Genomic DNA, 17,482 nt, shown 5'->3' with positions numbered 1-17,482 from the left:
TACAAAGATATCAATAGAAAGAATAATTGAATATCTTGTTATAAAATAGTATAATAACAAATGATATGTAAATTATGAAATATGGAGAAAAATCATGAAAACGTATATTGAGAATTTTAAAAAATACAGATTTTTGCTGGTGGAACTGGTAAAAAAAGGTGTCAAATTAAAGTATCGGCGTTCTTATCTTGGAATTTTATGGACATTGCTGGAACCAATGCTAACTACAATGGTTTTGACTCTAGTCTTTGGTTCTATGTTTGGAAATCCGGATCCTAAGTTTCCAGTGTATATCTTAACTGGGCGTTTGTTATATAGTTTCTTTTCAACAGCAACAAATGGTGCTATGAAGTCCATCAGGACAAATGCCGGAATGATAAAAAAAGTGTATGTTCCAAAGTACATTTACCCGTTATCCAGTGTATTATTTAATTTTATTATTTTTGCATTATCCCTGATTGTTTTAGTAGGCGCATGTATCGTATTTAAAGTATATCCAAATATTTATATACTACAGGCGGTTGTTCCTATATTATTGCTTCTGCTGACAGCATTTGGTGTTGGAATGATTTTATCAACCATGGCGGTATTTTTCAGAGATTTAGAATATCTCTGGTCTGTTGCGCTGATGATGATTATGTATGCTTCCGCTATTTTCTATCCGGCAGAACGCTTGTTAAGCAAGCCAGGTATTTATGGATATGTTTTAAAGGTAAATCCATTGTATTTACTGATTCATAATTTCAGACAGGCTATTTATGGACGACCAATGAATATGCATTTCCTTGCAGCTTCATTTGTATTTGCAGTAGTTACATGTATTGTTGGACTTGTATTCTTCTATAAGAAACAAGATGAGTTCATTCTGTACATTTAGGAGGATATTATGAAGAAAAACGAAGTATTAAGAGTTGAACATGTCGGTATGAAGTTCAATTTGAGTTCAGAGAAAGTAGATGATTTGAAAAGTTTTATTATTAAATCATTAAAACATCAGATCTCTTATGATGAGTTCTGGGCCTTAAAAGATATCAATTTCTCTTTAAATAAAGGAGACAGACTGGGAATTGTGGGACTTAATGGAGCAGGAAAAAGTACTTTGCTTAAAGTTATTGCAGGTGTATTAAAAGCCACTGAGGGAACTGTAACCACAAGAGGAACCATAGCTCCGTTGCTGGAGCTGGGGGCAGGCTTTGATCAGCAGTATACAGGACGTGAAAACATTTATTTATATGGTGCTGTCCTTGGATTTTCAAAAAAATTTATTGATGAAAAGATAGATGAGATTATTGAATTTTCTGAACTTGGAAAATTTATAGATGTACCGGTAAAGAATTATTCTTCCGGTATGAAGTCAAGATTAGGATTTTCCGTTGCAACACAGGTGAATCCTGATATTCTGATTCTGGATGAGGTTTTATCTGTAGGAGATGCAAAATTCCGAAAAAAGAGTGAAGCCAAGATTATGGAAATGTTCGAAAAGGGTGCAACTGTTTTGTTCGTATCTCATTCTTTGGATCAGGTGAAACGATTATGTGACAAAGCCATTTTGCTGGAAAAAGGTCGAATTATTGCAAGTGGCGGTATTGAAGAAGTCAGTGAAAAATATTTAGAGAAAACCGGAGGTGCACGATGAGAAAAGTTATTACTTATGGAACGTTTGATTTATTACATGCGGGACATATTAATTTATTAAGAAGAGCCAAGGAATTAGGAGATTATCTGATTGTTGTGGTTTCTTCTGATGAATTTAACTGGAATGAAAAACAGAAAAAATGTTATTTTAGCTATGAAGAACGTAAACAGCTGGTAGAAGCTGTTCGTTATGTAGATCTGGTAATTCCTGAGAACAGCTGGGAGCAGAAAATTTCTGATGTCAAGGAATTTAAAGTAGATACTTTCGTTATGGGAAATGACTGGGAAGGAAAATTTGATTTTCTGAAAGATTATTGTGAAGTTGTTTATCTGCCAAGAACAGAAGGAATTTCAACCACAAAGATTAAACAGGATCTGGGCTTAGTTGGACAGCAAAAAGACGAAGGGGATAATTAGGAGTTATTATTGGAGGTGCTTATGAGTACACAAAAGGTTAGAAAAGCTGTTATTCCTGCAGCGGGATTAGGAACAAGGTTTTTACCGGCAACAAAGGCAATGCCAAAGGAGATGCTTCCGATTGTTGACATTCCGACAGTACAGTATATTGTTGAAGAAGCAGTTGCCAGCGGAATTGAAGAAATTCTGATTATTACCAATTCAAATAAACATTGTATGGAAAATCATTTTGACAAAGACTATGAACTGGAAGCCAGATTGACAGAATCCGGAAAGCTGGAACAGGTAAAACTGATTAACGATATTGCAAATATGGCTAATATTTACTATGTTCGTCAGAAAGAACCAAAAGGTCTGGGACATGCAGTACTTTGTGCAAAATCTTTTATTGGAAATGAACCTTTTGCAGTACTTTTAGGAGATGATGTTGTTATCAATAAAGGTGGAGAACCTGCATTGCATCAGTTGATTACAGCATATGAAAAGCATCATGCATCTGTTGTTGGTGTCCAGACGGTAGCACAAGATCAGGTCAGTAAATATGGTATTGTAGCACCTAACCGGAATATACCGGCAGATGGACGTGCAGTTAAGCTTGATAATATGGTTGAAAAGCCAAAACAGGAAGAAGCACCTAGCCGTATGGCAGTTCTTGGACGTTATGTATTGACACCGGAAATCTTTGGACTGTTAGAAAGTCAGGGAGCAGGTGCCGGTGGAGAAATTCAGTTAACAGACGCAATTTGTCGTTTGATTGATACACAGGCTGTTTATGCATATGACTTTGAAGGAATCCGATATGATGTTGGAGATAAATTTGGATTTATCAAGGCTACCATTGATTTCGCTTTAGATCGTCCGGAACTTCATAATCAGGTGGCAGAATATCTTGTGCAGAAAGCTGCAGAAATTAATAAATAAGTAGGAATTTTATGAAACAGTTAATTAAGAATATTACAATTCAAATATATAAGGTCTTAACATATATTATTCCGGTAAACAAGAATATCATTATTTTTCAAAGCAGTAATGGGAGAAATTATACAGGAAATCCAAGATACATTTATGAAGAAATGGTTCGTCAGGGATTAGACCATGAATATGAGTGTGTATGGTTTTTCTTTGATACTGGTATAGAGGTACCGGGAAAATGTAAAAAGATTCGAAACAATTATTTCACGTATTTCTGGTATTTAATGAGGGCAGGAATATGGGTCTTTGACAGTCGTCAGCCTTTATATGTGCAAAAAAAGAAGAGCATCACATATATTCAGACATGGCATGGTACGCCATTGAAAAAACTGGCTTTGGACATGGATCGAATGAATATGGGTGGAAGTAGCGATATTGAGGAATACCACAGACAATTCCGCGTTACATGCAGGGATTGGGATTATCTGATTTCCCAGAATCAGTTTTCAACAGAAATCTTTCAATCATGTTTTGATTTTAAAGATCGTCCAATGTTGCAGATTGGGTATCCAAGGAATGATGTTCTGATTAGGGATAATCAGCCTGAAAAAATTAATGAATATAAGAAAAAACTTGGATTGCCGTTAGATAAAAAGATAATTCTTTATGCACCGACATGGCGCGATAATGAATACAGTGAAAAAGGTAAATATAAATTTGCATCCAAACTTGATTTTGATATGGCTATGGAACAGCTTTCAGAGGAATATGTATTTATTGTAAAATATCATTATCTTGTGGCAGATAAGGTAGACTGGAGCCCTTATAAAGGTTTTGTGTACACCTTTGATGAAACAAAGGATATTGCCTGGTTATATCTGGTATCAGATATGATGATCACGGATTATTCTTCTGTAATGTTTGATTATAGTCTGTTAAGACGTCCTATGTTCTTTTTTGCATATGATTTGGATGATTACAAAGATAATCTTAGAGGATTTTATTTTGATTTTGTAGAAGAGGCACCGGGACCGATTTCAAAAGAAACCAAACAGCTGATTACGGATATAAAAGAGTATGATCCTCAGCAGTGGGAAAAGAAATATGAGGCATATCATAAAAAATATAATCATGTAGATGATGGACATGCTTCTGAAAAAGTAATAGAAATCATTAAAAAAGAAAGCAGATAGGAGGATCTGATGAAAGTCAGCGTAATCGTTCCTTTTCATAGGGGACTGCATTTTATAACAGATTGTCTGGACAGTTTATCTGAACAGACCTGGAAAGATTTTGAAACTTTAATTATAAAAGATCATGTGGAAGAGAAAGAAGCAGATAAGCTTCTTTCTTCATATAAAGACAAACTGAATCTGAGAATTTATGATCTGCATGAGAAAAACGGCGTTTCTGCAGCGAGAAATCTGGGAATTCAAAAGGCACAGGGAGAATATCTGTATTTCCTTGACAGCGATGATTATCTGGCAGAAACAACATTGGAAGAGCTGGTAGATGCTGCAGACAAAGAAAACTATGATTTAACTTATGGAGTTATAAAGCAGACCTGGTTCCGCAGGATGGTTTATTATGGAGCAGAACAGCATAATGAAGAGGATCAGGAGTTTTGCGGACAGCCATGGAAAGATTTAGTTGAAAATCGAATAGATGTGTCTCTGCTGAGCTGTATTCATATGTTAATAAAGAAATCCGGTTTTGATGAAGAATGTTTATGCTTTGATGAAGATCTTGAATATTATTGTGATATTCCATTATTGGCATATTTTCTTGAGAAGACAAAATCTATTGGTTTTTGTAAGAAGGCGGATTATATTAAACGTGGGCATAATGATGAAATCCAGTATCCATCCTTATCTAAAGCAGATATAGAAGACCGTCCACAGAGACTTTCCAAAGCTTATAAAGCCATTGGAAAGATTACGCCGGAACTGAAAGGAATTATTGATCAGAAGTTTGTTACATTCTGCGGGAAAGGATTTTTACAGAAAGTCCGCAGAGATAAAGCTTCCGAATGGAAAAACAGCCGGTTTTTGCCTGTTCATGAATATGCTCAGACTGTGGATAATAGCAGGATTTGTAATCAGGAAGACAATGAGAAGAAAGTTTTAAAGGCATTACAGCAGGAATCTTATGAGGCATGTAAGAAGAAAATTAATCATATTCTTGCCAAAAGAAAAATTCATAGAATGCTTACAGAAAAGCGTTTTATGTATCGGACAATCAGTAAATACATATTCGAACGTTTTTCACAGCAGGATCAATGGGTGGTGTTTGAAAGCTTTTTTGGTAAGCAGTATTCTGACAGTCCTAAATATATCTATGAGTATCTTTTGAAAAATTATGGAGATCAGTATAAATTTATCTGGATCATCAATGATAAATCAATGAAAATTCCAGGAAATCCTAAAAAAGTTCCTCGTTTTAGCCTGGGATATTTCTATTATATAACAAGAGCAAAATACTGGGTAACCAATGTACGTCAGCCTGTGTGGTTTGAGAAAAGGGACAGTCAGTATTTACTGGAAACATGGCATGGTACACCTTTGAAAAAGCTGGGATTTGATATGGAAGAGAACTATTCTGCATCTCCAACATATAAAAGACAGATTTACAGTCAGTCCAGATTTTGGGATTGTCTGGTATCGGCCAATCCGTTTTCTACAGAAGCTTTTCATACCTGTTTCTTATATGAAAAAGAAAAAATAATAGAAACAGGTTATCCAAGAAATGATATATTATATGCACCGGATAAAGAGCAGATTGCTGCAGATTTAAAGAAAAAGCTGGGAATTCCGGCAGATAAAAAAACAATTCTCTATGCACCTACATGGCGTGATGATGAATATTATGATCATGGGGCTTATAAATTTAATCTTGCATTGGATCTGAAACGTCTCCAGAAAGAAATAGGAGATGAATATGTAGTTCTTCTTCGTACACATTATTTTATTGCAGATGCTATCGATGTAACCGGTATGGAAGATTTTGTATTCAATGTATGTAAATATCCGGATATTGCGGAATTATATTTAATTTCAGATATTTGTATGACAGATTATTCTTCTGTATTCTTTGATTTTGCAAATTTAAGAAGACCTATTTTATTCTTTACCTATGACTTAGAAAAATACAGAGATATTCTGCATGGATTTTATATTGATATCCAGACAGAAGTGCCAGGTCCGCTTTTGATGACCAATGATGAAGTAATCAATGCTATTAAAAATATTGATCAGATTGAAGAACAGTATAAAGAAAAATATGATGAGTTTTATGATAGATTCTGTTGTTTTGATGATGGACATGCAACAGAACGTATCGTAAACATGGTGTTTAACAAATAAGGTATAATAATGAACTTAGAGAAGAAAAAGACACAAATAAGTAAATATGGACGTATTGTATGTGTTGCCTTATTAATTGCATATTTCATCTTTGCATTAACCCAGTCAGAGACCTTTAAGGGAGAAATGTTTGAAACTCTTTCCATGGATCATAAAAAAGGGGATATGATGGAAAGCGGATGGGAGGAAAACCTTGAATTTCAAGCAGATTATGGAGATTTGCAGCAGTTAGAAATGAGTGTTTATAATCCTTTGGGCAATATAGCAAAAGGAACCATGGCTGTATGGATAACTGACGAAAACAATCAAACGGTATGGCAGGAAAATATCCCTATGGGTCGTTTGTCCATGGCAAAATATCATAAGGGAATCAAAGGAACAGTAATAAGTGTTCAGAAGAAGATTCATAAGGGAGAGACTTATAAACTTCATCTGAAGATGAAGGATGTGGCAAAAGGGCAGAATATTGTTTTAAAAAGCGGTAAGATAACTGTATATTATAATGGCTTTAATCTTAAAAAATACAGTATGCTTTTAGCTACCATTTTACTGTTATCAGTTCTCATCTTTATACCTAATCCATTAAGTGAAACATGGAATCGATGGCTAAGCAGAGGAGTATTTGCTGTTACTCCGATGTTCTGTTATATTTTGATGGAACGTTTTAACTCTGTAAGTCTGCGATTTATTGGATTAAAATATGCATTATTTAATCTATTGGTTTATGGAACTGTTTTAATGCTGTTTTATATGGTGACCAATCGAACGACATGGGCAGCAATTCTTACTGTTTTGACCACATCAGGATTAGGTCTTGCCAACTTTTATGTGACAAAATTCAGAGGTACTTCGCTTATGCCGGTGGATTTTGCAACTGTTGGAACTGCTGCAAACGTGGCAACAGAATATAAATACGATGTGAATACCGCCATACTATGGAATGGAGTCTTGATTCTTGGTTTCATTTTTGTGGCAGTAAGATTGCAGTGTGAAAAAGGATTCAGAGGCAAAAAGAGAGTGTTGCCTGCTGGTGTTTTCGCAGTACTTATGGCTGTATGCTTTTCTATTTTCAGTACAAATGAAGGAATACAGAGATTTGGTATCAAAGTAAAAGTATGGAATCCCACTGTCAGCTGTAACAGATACGGATATGCTACGATTTTTGCATCAAGTATTAAATTTCTGGTTGTAGAGAAACCTGACGGGTATTCAGTGGAAAAAGTAAATGAAATTATGAAGCCTTATGTTAAAAAGGCAGAAGAGGATAACAAAACTGTTACAAAGAATAAGCCTAATGTGATTGCCATTATGAATGAAGCATTTTCCGATCTGACAGTATTGGGAAATTTCAGTACCAATCAGGATGCCATGCCTTTTATCAGAAATCTAACAAAAGATACAGTAAAGGGAACAATGTATATGTCCAGTTATGGAGGACAGACTGCAAATTCAGAATTTGAGTTTCTGACAGGAAACACCATGGCATTTTTGCCAGGAGGATCCGTTGCGTACCAGTATCAGGTAAAAGATCAGCTGGGAAGTCTGACTACAACACTAAAGAATCAGGGATATCAGGGAAATCTGGTATTACATCCATATAAAGCTAATGGTTATAATCGGGAAAATGTATATCCATTACTTGGTTTTTCAAAATATCTGGCAATTGATTCCTTTAAAAATCCGCAGACTGTTAGAAGCTATATTAGTGATCAGGAAGATTTTAACAAGATTATTTCTGAATATGAAAATGCAAAGAAAAGCAGTAATGATCCATTTTATATGTTTAATGTAACCATTCAGAATCATGGAGGTTATGATAAAGATTTTGCAAACTTTGACCAGAAAATAAGCATTACAGATGCAAGCAGTACTCCATCTGCAAATCGATATTTAAGTCTTATTAAAAAGACAGATGATGCATTTAAAAATCTGGTTTCATATTTTGAAAAAGTGAAGGAACCAACGGTGATCGTGATGTTTGGAGATCATCAGCCAAAACTTCCAGACAGTTTCTATAATAAAGTAATGGCAAAAAATCAGAGTTCCACCATAGAACGTGAACAGAAAAAGCACCAGGTTCCATTTGTGATCTGGGCAAATTATGATATTAAAGAAGAAGAGATTAAGGCAATCAGTCCAAATTATCTGGCTTCAAAAGTTATTCAGGTATGCGGGATAGAAAAAACACCATATGAATGTTATCTGCAGGAATTATATAAAAAATATCCTGTGGTAACCGGAAGTGTTTATATGGACAATAAACAGAATTTATATGGAATTGATAGTTTGAATGATTTACCGGAGGATCTGAAAGAATATCAGATGGTACAATATCATCATATGTTCGCAAAGAAACAGAGAAATGACAGCTTGTTTTACCTTGGAAAATGAGGAATTTATATCAGAGCATGGAGGGACATTAGCAAATCAGGAGGTTGGTGTTATGGTCACGATTCTTTTAGCTACACTGAACGGAGAGGATTATTTAAAAGCTCAGTTAGAATCAATTGCAGCACAAACATATGAAAACTGGCAGCTGGTAGTTGGTGATGATGGTTCTACCGATCATACACTGGATATATTGGAAGAATTTAAAAAGCAGCATCCCAATCAGGTGACGATTATGAAAAATGATCCGCCTACCGGCAGTGCAAAAAACAATTTTATAAACTTACTCCGTAATTCTTATGGTCCTCATTTTATGTTTTGTGATCAGGATGATGTCTGGAAACCAGATAAGATTTATCTTACTCTGCAGAAAATGGAAGCACTGGAAACCAGATATGGAGAAAAAACCCCGATTCTTGTTCATACCGATTTGTCAGTAGCAGATGAAAATCTGGAAATGATCGCAGAATCCTTTTTCCAGTATGCAGACATTCCAAAGCGTATTTATCTGAATCAGCTGATCGTGCAGAATTCTGTTACCGGATGTACGGTAATGATTAATCGATGTTTACAGCAGTATTTTCTTCAATTACTGCCGGTTTCTAAGATTATTATGCATGATTACTGGGCCGCTTTGATTGCGAAAGTATTTGGGAAAATAGGGTTTGTCAATGAACCGACCATGTATTATCGTCAGCATGGACACAATTCAGTTGGTGCCAAACATGCAGGAAATCCTGTTTATCTTTATCAGCGTCTTCGAGAGGGCAAAAATACTTATCGAAGAATGATGATAGAATCTATGGAACAGATTCAGGGATTTGTCAGTGTCTACGGTGAAGATATTGAAAACCTGGATGTATATGAACTTTTAAACACATATGGAGATCTGTATTATAAAGGTAAAATCCGTCGTCTTGCATTTTATAAAAATTATCATGTATTAAAGGAAGGAAATATCCGTAAGCTGATGCAGTGGCTTTGGGGATAAAAGGAGCTTATGAAAGGAGCAGTAAAACTTATAATGAAATATTGCATGATGTATTTATCATGTCTTTTTCCCCGCAGCAGGAAAATATATATTTTTGGTGCCTGGCTGGGAGAACAGTATGCGGATAATCCTAAATATTTATTTTTAGAAGCCCAGAAAGATCCGGAAATAAGACCTGTCTGGATTACAAAGAGCCGGACTGTCTGTCATAAAGTTCGTGCTCTGGGATATGAAGCATATGAATTTGATAGTCTCAGAGGAATATGGATGCAGCTTCGGGCAAAGTATGTGGTCATGTGCAATGGAATCAGTGACGTAAATCATGGCTTCATGGGAAGAGCGGTTTTTTTAAACCTTTGGCATGGAGTGCCCTTGAAGAAAGTGGGATATGATGATTATAAGGTTAAAAACTGGGATAGCAGAGGACAGAAAATCCGTAGAGCTATTCAGCAGATTCCTTTGGGAAAAGAATATGTGGTAGCAACCAGTGATGCATATTCAAAAATCTATGAGAGCGCGTTCCGACGTCCGGAAAGTCATATTATTACTTTGGGTCAGCCAAGAAATGATGCTTTTTATGATGTTGAAGGAATGTTCCCAATGGAACATAAACTTAAGAAAGCAGCAAAGGGTAAAAAGATTATTTTATATACACCGACTCATAGAAAAGAAGGGGAAATCCCATTTCCGTTGATGGAACAGTTTGATTTTGAGAAGTTAAATCAATGGTGTGAGGAAAATGAAACTGTTTTTGTAATAAAACGGCATTTTTATCATCAGAAGGAAACTGTTGATGTTTCGAAGTATTCCAATATAACAGACATAACAGGAAAATCAATGGATATACAGGAACTTTTAATGGATACAGATATCCTTGTAACGGATTATTCCAGTACTTATATTGATTATTTACTGTTAGACCGTCCAATCGTTTTTTACAACTTTGATTATCAGGATTATTTAAATACCGATCGTGAAATGTATTACGATTATGAAGAGGTAACTCCAGGTTATAAGGCAGAAAATTTTGATCAGTTAATGGAGGAATTTGAAAGACTGATTCAAGGTGAGGATTATTTTAAGGAAGAACGGGAAAGGGTTTGTAACTTCTTCTACTGTAAAGAAGGACAGGGTCCTATTGGAAAAAAACTATTGGAAATCATTAAAAGACTTAATTAAAAGACAACGACTCAGGATACATCTATAAAAGCACCCCATAGCAACAATCTGCAGTGTGATGCATAAGCATCTCATGAAACTGTTGCCGAGGGGTGCTTTTGTTTAATACCCTACGCGCCATATAATCTTCTGATTGATTCTTCCAAGCTCGTCGCTGATCTGATAATTATCTGTTCCAAATAGATATTTATGTGCCCGAATGGCATTTTCTTTTAGTGTGGTAGGAAAACCATAGTAGGTTCCGTAGTATTTCATTTCCTTCTGATCCCATGGGAATCCCTGCTGATCTTTGATTTCATAGCGGAAGGCAGAAAGAAACATGTTAAATAATTCCTTCTGATCCATATTGGTCTTAACCTGAGGGAGGACTTTATCCAATGCGGACATCAGTTTTAGCGGGCTCTTCTTTCCTTTTTCAAAGATCTTCTGTAAAACTTCCCGTTGCCGTCCGGCTCTTGCCAAATCACCACCTGCGGTATAACGGATTCTGGAATAGGCAACTGCCTGATTTCCATCCAGAGTATATGTGCCGCCAGAAGGAAGAGTTGGGGAATTACCACCATTGATACGATTCATATCTTTGATATAAGCGTTTAAATTTTTAAGAATACTGCTGTCAACATCCACTTCAATTCCGCCAATGGCATCTACTAGATCTGCCAGTATTTTGAAGTTTACAGTAGCATATTTTTCAATGTTCAGATCCAGATTACGGTTAATAGTACTGACTGCCAGTTCCGGACCACCCCAAGAGTATGCGGCATTGATTTTATTATAACGTCCGTTAATACTAACAAAGGTATCTCTGTAAACTGATAAAAGCTTCACCTCTTTTGTAGAGTTATTGATGCTCACGATGATAATGGAATCAGAACGATTACCACGGTCTGACATACTTCCGGTTTGTGAATCAATACCAAAGAACGCATAATTGGTATAATCTTTCATGCTGGAATCGTTATTTACAGTGACCAGCTGGCTTTGATCCAAAGGACTGGTTTGTGTACTGCCAAGTTTTGTGTAGACCATACCTGCAAAAACACCTATAAGAAGCAGAATCAGTGTTAAGAGAAATACCAAAGTTCTAATTGGTGAACTACGTCTTTTTTTTCTTCGTTTTTTACTCAATTTTGCACCTCCTGAGACGACTAAAAAAGGATGGCATAGGCCATCCTTTTTAATAAGCATTTTTATTTACAAATCCCTTAAAGAATGTAAGGAATAAAATCTTGATATCCAGACCTAAAGACCAGTTTTCAATATAATATAAATCATGTTCAATTCGACCGCGAATAGAAGTATCTCCACGGAAACCATTAACCTGTGCCCATCCGGTAATACCAGGACGAACCTGATGTTTGATCATGTAACGAGGAATTTCTTCTTTAAATTTTTCAACGAATAAAGGCCGTTCCGGACGAGGTCCGATCAGGCTCATATCCCCTCGCAAAACATTCCAGAACTGAGGAAGTTCGTCAAGACTTGTCTTACGAATAATCTTTCCAACCGGTGTTACCCTGGCATCATTTTTTGTTGTCCACTGCTTGGCTTCTTTTTTTGGATCCTGAACACCCATGGAGCGGAATTTGTACATTTTAAATGGTTTGTTGCCAAGTCCGATACGTTCCTGAGCAAATAATATTGGTCCAGGAGAACTTCTTTTTACCAGAATTGCTACAACAAGCATAATCGGTGAAAATAAGATCAAAGCAACAATAGAGCCGATAATATCAATGAAACGTTTGATCATGCGGTTTAATGTATTGGTAAGAGGAACATTACGGATATTGATAACCGGAAGTCCGTCTAAGTCTTCTGTATAAGGATTTGTAGAAATAAAGTTGTAGTAATCCGGAACAAATTTCGTATGAACACCGGATTTCTCACAAACAGCAACCAGTTTCTCCAGTTTGTCATATTCATTCAGATTTAATGTAATAGCGACTTCATCCAGAGAAGTATGCTCCAGATAATCAGCCAGATCGGAAAGTTTACCGATATATTTTACTCCACGATAGTCAAAGTTTTCACTGACAGTATTATCGAAAATTCCGTGAACCTTTAATCCCCAGTGAGGATTGGCGATGATACGATCAATATATGCTGCCGCAGAGGTACTGAATCCTACAAACACCGTATGTTTGATGTTGCGTCCTTTTTTTCGATTGATTTTCAAAATTTTTCGAATAATATATCTTGAAATTACACCAAAAATAAAGTTAAATATATAAAACATCAGATACAGGGAACGAGGGAAATTCTGAATCTGGAAAATAGTAATAATGAATGCAGAAATTCCAAGTCCCAAAACATTGGCTTTGAATAAATTAACAAGTTCTTTGCTGCCTCTTTGGTATCGTTTTGGTGTATACAGCCCAAAAAATGCATATAATAGAAGGAGAATAATTAGTGCGCAAATTAAAGGCTTCTGATAATCCTTAAAAGGGAAATAATAACGGTTATACTCAAATAATTCTTTGTAGACTTTAAAACCGAATATTTCCAGACAAAATCTCACGTAATAGGCAACAAAACCTGAAAAATAAATGCAGAGAGCATCAATTAAAACATGCAGTCTGTTTAAATAAGTTTGATTTTTCTTTATCATATTATGAATACTCCTTTTTCTTGCTATTATTATAAGGGATAAAGTGATACGATACAATGGAAAGTTATCTTATGTTTTTCTTATTTTTTTTCTTACTTTTATAACAAATAGAACACAATTTCAACACAATTATCAGGTATATTTAATGCAAAGAGAAACGAGAAAGGAGATTAGTTTAAATGAGTGAATATAATAATATAAACAATGATGATCAGTGGACAACAGCAGATCAGTGGAGAGAAGAAGAAAAAACTGAAGAGAAAAAGACAAAGAAATCAAAGGAATCAAAAGATGGCAAATGGTGGCTACGAATATGTGCTTCAGCAGTGGCATTTGGATTGATTGCAGGGCTTGTGATGCAGGGTGTTATGTTTGGATTTTCAAAAGCAGGTGTTGGAAGCACTGGTACTCAGCTGGCAACAACCAAGACCAGCAGTTCATCATCCAGTTCTTCCAGTAATGATCTTTCAAGTGTTTCAGAAAATGTAATGCCTTCTATTGTATCCATTACCGGAAAATTTGAAAGTACCACTCAGGGATGGTTCGGACGAGAGCAAAGCAGTGAAACAGAAGGTGTTGGTTCAGGAATTATCATCGGAAAACAAAATGGAAAGCTTCTGATTGTCACAAATAACCATGTAGTAGAAGATGCTAAATCTTTATCTGTTGGATTTGTGGATGATGAAAGTGCAAGTGCAGCTATCCGCGGAACAGATAGTGATGCGGATCTTGCTGTTGTAGAAGTGAATGTAAAAGATATGAAATCTTCAACTTTAAAGAAAATTGCAATAATCACATTGGGAGATTCTGATAAACTGAAAACAGGAGAACAGGCAATTGCCATTGGAAATGCTCTTGGATACGGACAGTCTGTAACAGGTGGTTATATTAGTGCATTAAACAGAGAAGTTCAGTTAACAGATAAAACCATGACATTGCTTCAGACAGATGCGGCAATTAACCCTGGTAACAGTGGTGGAGCCCTGTTAAACAGCAAAGGTGAGCTGATTGGTATTAATACAGTAAAATATTCTTCTGAAGATGTAGAAGGTATGGGATATGCAATTCCGATTAATACAGCTAAGCCGATTATTGACCAGTTAATTAAAAATGAAGCGATAGATGAATCTGAACAGGCTTATCTTGGAATATCAGGTCAGACCATTGACAGTTCCATGGGGTCACAGTTTGATATGCCATCAGGAGTATATGTACAGCAGGTTGTTCAGGGATCCCCGGCACAGAAAGCAGGAATCAGTGCAGGAGATGTTATCGTAAAAATTGCTGGAAAATCAGTTTCAACCATGGATGGATTAAAGGATAAGATTTCAAATATGAAGGCAGGTACATCTGTTAAAATTGAAATTAAGCGACAGAACCAGATGGGTACTTATAAAACACAGACGGTTACAGTAACACTGGGTAAAAAAGCAGATGCACCATCAACCAGCAATACAGAAAATAATTGAAAAACTCCATAGAGAAAGATAAAATGGAATGGATAGTAAGTGCTGTCCATTCTTTTTTATTACATGCACGAGGCAAAGGAGAATTATATGGTATTAATTGAAATAGAGCAGGTGAAGAAGTTCATGGCAGGATTCCTGGGAGGAAATTTATTTGATGATTTTCTTATGAATGAAGGAAAGTTATCTATGGATATTGCATATGAATTCAGTGGAAGAATTTTAAAGGAGTTTTTTGATACGGATGAATGGGAACAATATGGTACATATCCTTATGTTCCGTGGGAGAGGCAGAAGGCAAAGATTTTTTCTCTGGTGAAGGGAAAAAAGACACCGCTTCATTTTCAATTTGTCATGATGTTAAAACCAGAACAGGTGGAAGAGTTTCTTATAAAATACCATTTGCCTATGCGGACAGATGAGATTGCAGGTTTATTTTTAAATGTACTCTATGACAGACAAAGTCTCAAATGTACCACGGGGGTATCAAGAAAAACTTTTGTGATGGATAAAACTCTTGAGGAAGCATGGGATATAGAAATTAAAGAACGCTTGAAGGAGTTTATGTAGAGAATGAAATTCTTGAAAAAAATCTGTTGCGGAATGTTCATTGGAGTGGCAAATATCCTGCCGGGAGTTAGCGGAGGGACTTTGGCGATTTCTATGGGCGTTTATGATAAGATTATCTATGCTGTGACCCATATAAAAAAGGAATTTAGGGAAAGTCTTAGAATTCTTATGCCTGTTGGGATAGGAATACTACTGGGGTTTTCCGGATTGTCTTATATAATTCGCTGGATGTTTTTAGAATATCTGGTTCAGACACACCTTTTATTTACAGGCCTGATTCTTGGAGGCATACCGGAGATTTTAAAGGTTATTGAAATATCGGGATTCAGAGCAGCAGGAATTTTTGTATTTGCTATTTTCTTTTTGCTGACCGCATGTCTTCCTCTTTTTGGAGGTGACACGCAAACAGTGGTTTTGGAGATATCAATGATAATGGCCGTTAAATTATTTGCCATTGGAGTTCTGTTGCTGGGACCGATGGCAGCTGGTGTTGTTACAGGTGTTTTTTTAATTGCTAATTTGATAGAATTCTTATTTAAACATCATAAGATTATTACTTACTGGGGAATTCTTGGATTGATTTTTGCATCTCCTGTAGGAATTTTGTCAGAGATCAGAAACTTTTCTGTGGATTTTTTCACAATCCTTACGGGAATCATTGCTTTCGTTTTTGGAATACTGATTGTAAAACAATTAGGAGAAAAAGAATCCTAGTTTTCATATTTCTTTTTTTCTGAGGATATGATAAAATAAGTAGTAATAAATACTATATTAGAAAGTTTTTAAAAGGAGATACGTAAATGAGTTTTCATATTGTGTGCGACAGCTGCACAGACTTAACACAAGAGGATTTTGAAAAAGGTTGTTATTCATGGATTCCATTGACATTAATTGTTGATGGAGAAGAGATTATCGATGATGAAACATTTGATCAGGCCTCTTTCCTTGAAAAAGTTGCCAATAGTACTGGAGAAGTTAAGTCTGCCTGCCCGGCACCGGAGAGTTATATGAATGCTTACGGAGAGGCCGATGATATTTATGTGGTAACATTATCAGCAGAGCTAAGCGGGTCTTATAACAGTGCAGTATTAGGAAAGAATCTGTATGAAGAAGAAAATGGAGAAAAAAATATCTATGTTTTTAATTCCAGAGGAGCATCTACAACACAGATTCTGATTGCAAGAAAGATTTATGAATATGCTTCTCAGGGAATGAACTTTGATCAGGTAGTTGAGAAAGTTGAAGAATATATTTCGACTCAGAGAACTTATTTTGTGTTGGAAACTTTGGAAGTATTAAGAAGAAACGGAAGGTTATCCAGAGTATCCGCGACTCTTGCCAGTGCACTGAATATCAAACCGGTTATGGAAGGAACCAGAGATGGTGTAATTCAGAAGCTTACTCAGGCAAGAGGAACTAAGAAGGCATTATCTAAGATGATAGAAGCTATCGTGAAAGAAGGCAGGGATCTTTCAGAAAGAGTACTTGCCATTGCTCATTGTAATTGTCCAAAGCGTGCAGAGTATGTAAAAGAGCTGATACAGAAGAATCTTAAGGTGGGAGATATCATTATTATTGATACCAAAGGTGTCAGCAGTTTATATGCATGTGATGGAGGTATTATTGTCTCCTATTAACTATTATTAGAATAAATAAAAATATAACCCTTACTTTAGATATGATAATTCATTTTTAAGGTAAGGGTTTTTATTATTACATAGGAAATTCCTTTGAATTTCCTATGTAATAATAAACGCTCCGTGCGGATGTGCACGATGTGCAAAGGAAAGCAGTTAAAACTGCTGCACATCGGCACGCAAAGCGGAACAAGTCCCTCATGATTGAGGGATACAGGGAGTTGATAGTGGACTTGTCCGCTTTTTTATTCTCTAAAATAAAGAAAAACTTTGTTAAAAAAATTGCACAAAAAAACATTGAATTGATATAAAATTAA

At 35.8% G+C, this 17,482-nt stretch carries 15 protein-coding genes; 13 read left to right on the top strand and 2 right to left on the bottom strand.

Features of this window, described 5'->3' with window-relative positions:
- Window positions 1-94: 94 nt before the first annotated feature.
- The 9 genes from BHF70_RS06190 to BHF70_RS06150 are packed head-to-tail and all read left to right on the top strand — an operon-like array spanning window position 95 to window position 10,884.
- Window positions 95-877 (top strand): ABC transporter permease, encoded by a 783-nt coding sequence (locus tag BHF70_RS06190; protein WP_075759442.1) that lies wholly within the window; start codon window positions 95-97, stop codon window positions 875-877.
- A gap of 9 nt (window positions 878-886) precedes the next feature.
- A complete protein-coding gene (locus tag BHF70_RS06185; protein ID WP_075759441.1) occupies window positions 887-1,636 on the top strand; it encodes an ABC transporter ATP-binding protein in 750 nt (249 codons plus the stop codon).
- Complete coding sequence (tagD, locus tag BHF70_RS06180) at window positions 1,633-2,052, top strand: glycerol-3-phosphate cytidylyltransferase (RefSeq protein ID WP_075759440.1); 420 nt, start codon at window positions 1,633-1,635, stop codon at window positions 2,050-2,052. The genes BHF70_RS06185 and tagD overlap by 4 nt, the downstream gene beginning before the upstream one ends.
- A 21-nt stretch (window positions 2,053-2,073) precedes the next feature.
- Complete coding sequence (galU, locus tag BHF70_RS06175) at window positions 2,074-2,973, top strand: UTP--glucose-1-phosphate uridylyltransferase GalU (protein ID WP_075759439.1); 900 nt, start codon at window positions 2,074-2,076, stop codon at window positions 2,971-2,973.
- Between the two features lie 11 nt (window positions 2,974-2,984).
- On the top strand, window positions 2,985-4,157 hold the full coding sequence (locus BHF70_RS06170; protein ID WP_075759438.1) for a CDP-glycerol glycerophosphotransferase family protein: 1,173 nt from the start codon (window positions 2,985-2,987) through the stop codon (window positions 4,155-4,157).
- A 9-nt stretch (window positions 4,158-4,166) separates the two neighbouring features.
- On the top strand, window positions 4,167-6,326 hold the full coding sequence (locus BHF70_RS06165; RefSeq protein ID WP_075759437.1) for a bifunctional glycosyltransferase/CDP-glycerol:glycerophosphate glycerophosphotransferase: 2,160 nt from the start codon (window positions 4,167-4,169) through the stop codon (window positions 6,324-6,326).
- Between the two features lie 9 nt (window positions 6,327-6,335).
- The gene (locus BHF70_RS06160; RefSeq protein ID WP_075759436.1) at window positions 6,336-8,717 is read left to right on the top strand and encodes an alkaline phosphatase family protein; all 2,382 of its coding nucleotides are present in this window, start codon (window positions 6,336-6,338) and stop codon (window positions 8,715-8,717) included.
- Between the two features lie 52 nt (window positions 8,718-8,769).
- On the top strand, window positions 8,770-9,705 hold the full coding sequence (locus tag BHF70_RS06155) for a glycosyltransferase family 2 protein (RefSeq protein WP_075760543.1): 936 nt from the start codon (window positions 8,770-8,772) through the stop codon (window positions 9,703-9,705).
- A gap of 9 nt (window positions 9,706-9,714) precedes the next feature.
- Window positions 9,715-10,884 (top strand): CDP-glycerol glycerophosphotransferase family protein, encoded by a 1,170-nt coding sequence (locus BHF70_RS06150; protein WP_075759435.1) that lies wholly within the window; start codon window positions 9,715-9,717, stop codon window positions 10,882-10,884.
- Window positions 10,885-10,986: 102 nt separating this feature from the next.
- On the opposite strand, the gene BHF70_RS06145 is transcribed toward BHF70_RS06150, so the two are convergent.
- Both BHF70_RS06145 and BHF70_RS06140 read right to left on the bottom strand, forming a co-directional pair.
- A complete protein-coding gene (locus BHF70_RS06145; protein WP_230973609.1) occupies window positions 10,987-12,012 on the bottom strand; it encodes an LCP family protein in 1,026 nt (341 codons plus the stop codon).
- A 49-nt stretch (window positions 12,013-12,061) separates the two neighbouring features.
- Window positions 12,062-13,492, bottom strand: a complete 1,431-nt coding sequence (locus BHF70_RS06140) for an undecaprenyl-phosphate glucose phosphotransferase (protein WP_075759433.1) — start codon at window positions 13,490-13,492, stop codon at window positions 12,062-12,064.
- A gap of 179 nt (window positions 13,493-13,671) precedes the next feature.
- Between BHF70_RS06140 and BHF70_RS06135 the strand changes: the two genes are divergently transcribed.
- From BHF70_RS06135 to BHF70_RS06120, 4 genes are all read left to right on the top strand, one after another.
- Complete coding sequence (locus tag BHF70_RS06135; protein ID WP_075759432.1) at window positions 13,672-14,961, top strand: S1C family serine protease; 1,290 nt, start codon at window positions 13,672-13,674, stop codon at window positions 14,959-14,961.
- A gap of 87 nt (window positions 14,962-15,048) precedes the next feature.
- Complete coding sequence (locus BHF70_RS06130) at window positions 15,049-15,528, top strand: DUF5721 family protein (protein WP_075759431.1); 480 nt, start codon at window positions 15,049-15,051, stop codon at window positions 15,526-15,528.
- A 3-nt stretch (window positions 15,529-15,531) separates the two neighbouring features.
- The gene (locus BHF70_RS06125; RefSeq protein ID WP_075759430.1) at window positions 15,532-16,242 is read left to right on the top strand and encodes an undecaprenyl phosphate translocase family protein; all 711 of its coding nucleotides are present in this window, start codon (window positions 15,532-15,534) and stop codon (window positions 16,240-16,242) included.
- Between the two features lie 86 nt (window positions 16,243-16,328).
- Window positions 16,329-17,165 (top strand): DegV family protein, encoded by an 837-nt coding sequence (locus BHF70_RS06120; RefSeq protein WP_075759429.1) that lies wholly within the window; start codon window positions 16,329-16,331, stop codon window positions 17,163-17,165.
- Window positions 17,166-17,482: the final 317 nt, after the last annotated feature.

Source organism: Anaerostipes sp. 494a (genome assembly GCF_001940315.1).
GTDB lineage: Bacteria > Bacillota > Clostridia > Lachnospirales > Lachnospiraceae > Anaerostipes > Anaerostipes faecalis.
This window is presented reverse-complemented; position numbering and strand designations above follow the sequence as displayed.

What these genes read in the sequence shown, in the direction of transcription:
- tagD (WP_075759440.1), top strand. Translation starts at nt 1,633, where the DNA reads ATGAGAAAAGTTATTACTTATGGAACGTTTGATTTATTACATGCGGGA.
- BHF70_RS06155 (WP_075760543.1), top strand. Translation starts at nt 8,770, where the DNA reads ATGGTCACGATTCTTTTAGCTACACTGAACGGAGAGGATTATTTAAAA.
- galU (WP_075759439.1), top strand. Translation starts at nt 2,074, where the DNA reads ATGAGTACACAAAAGGTTAGAAAAGCTGTTATTCCTGCAGCGGGATTA.
- BHF70_RS06125 (WP_075759430.1), top strand. Translation starts at nt 15,532, where the DNA reads ATGAAATTCTTGAAAAAAATCTGTTGCGGAATGTTCATTGGAGTGGCA.
- BHF70_RS06135 (WP_075759432.1), top strand. Translation starts at nt 13,672, where the DNA reads ATGAGTGAATATAATAATATAAACAATGATGATCAGTGGACAACAGCA.
- BHF70_RS06165 (WP_075759437.1), top strand. Translation starts at nt 4,167, where the DNA reads ATGAAAGTCAGCGTAATCGTTCCTTTTCATAGGGGACTGCATTTTATA.
- BHF70_RS06170 (WP_075759438.1), top strand. Translation starts at nt 2,985, where the DNA reads ATGAAACAGTTAATTAAGAATATTACAATTCAAATATATAAGGTCTTA.
- BHF70_RS06160 (WP_075759436.1), top strand. Translation starts at nt 6,336, where the DNA reads ATGAACTTAGAGAAGAAAAAGACACAAATAAGTAAATATGGACGTATT.
- BHF70_RS06190 (WP_075759442.1), top strand. Translation starts at nt 95, where the DNA reads ATGAAAACGTATATTGAGAATTTTAAAAAATACAGATTTTTGCTGGTG.
- BHF70_RS06130 (WP_075759431.1), top strand. Translation starts at nt 15,049, where the DNA reads ATGGTATTAATTGAAATAGAGCAGGTGAAGAAGTTCATGGCAGGATTC.
- BHF70_RS06120 (WP_075759429.1), top strand. Translation starts at nt 16,329, where the DNA reads ATGAGTTTTCATATTGTGTGCGACAGCTGCACAGACTTAACACAAGAG.
- BHF70_RS06150 (WP_075759435.1), top strand. Translation starts at nt 9,715, where the DNA reads ATGAAAGGAGCAGTAAAACTTATAATGAAATATTGCATGATGTATTTA.
- BHF70_RS06140 (WP_075759433.1), bottom strand. Translation starts at nt 13,492, where the DNA reads ATGATAAAGAAAAATCAAACTTATTTAAACAGACTGCATGTTTTAATT.
- BHF70_RS06185 (WP_075759441.1), top strand. Translation starts at nt 887, where the DNA reads ATGAAGAAAAACGAAGTATTAAGAGTTGAACATGTCGGTATGAAGTTC.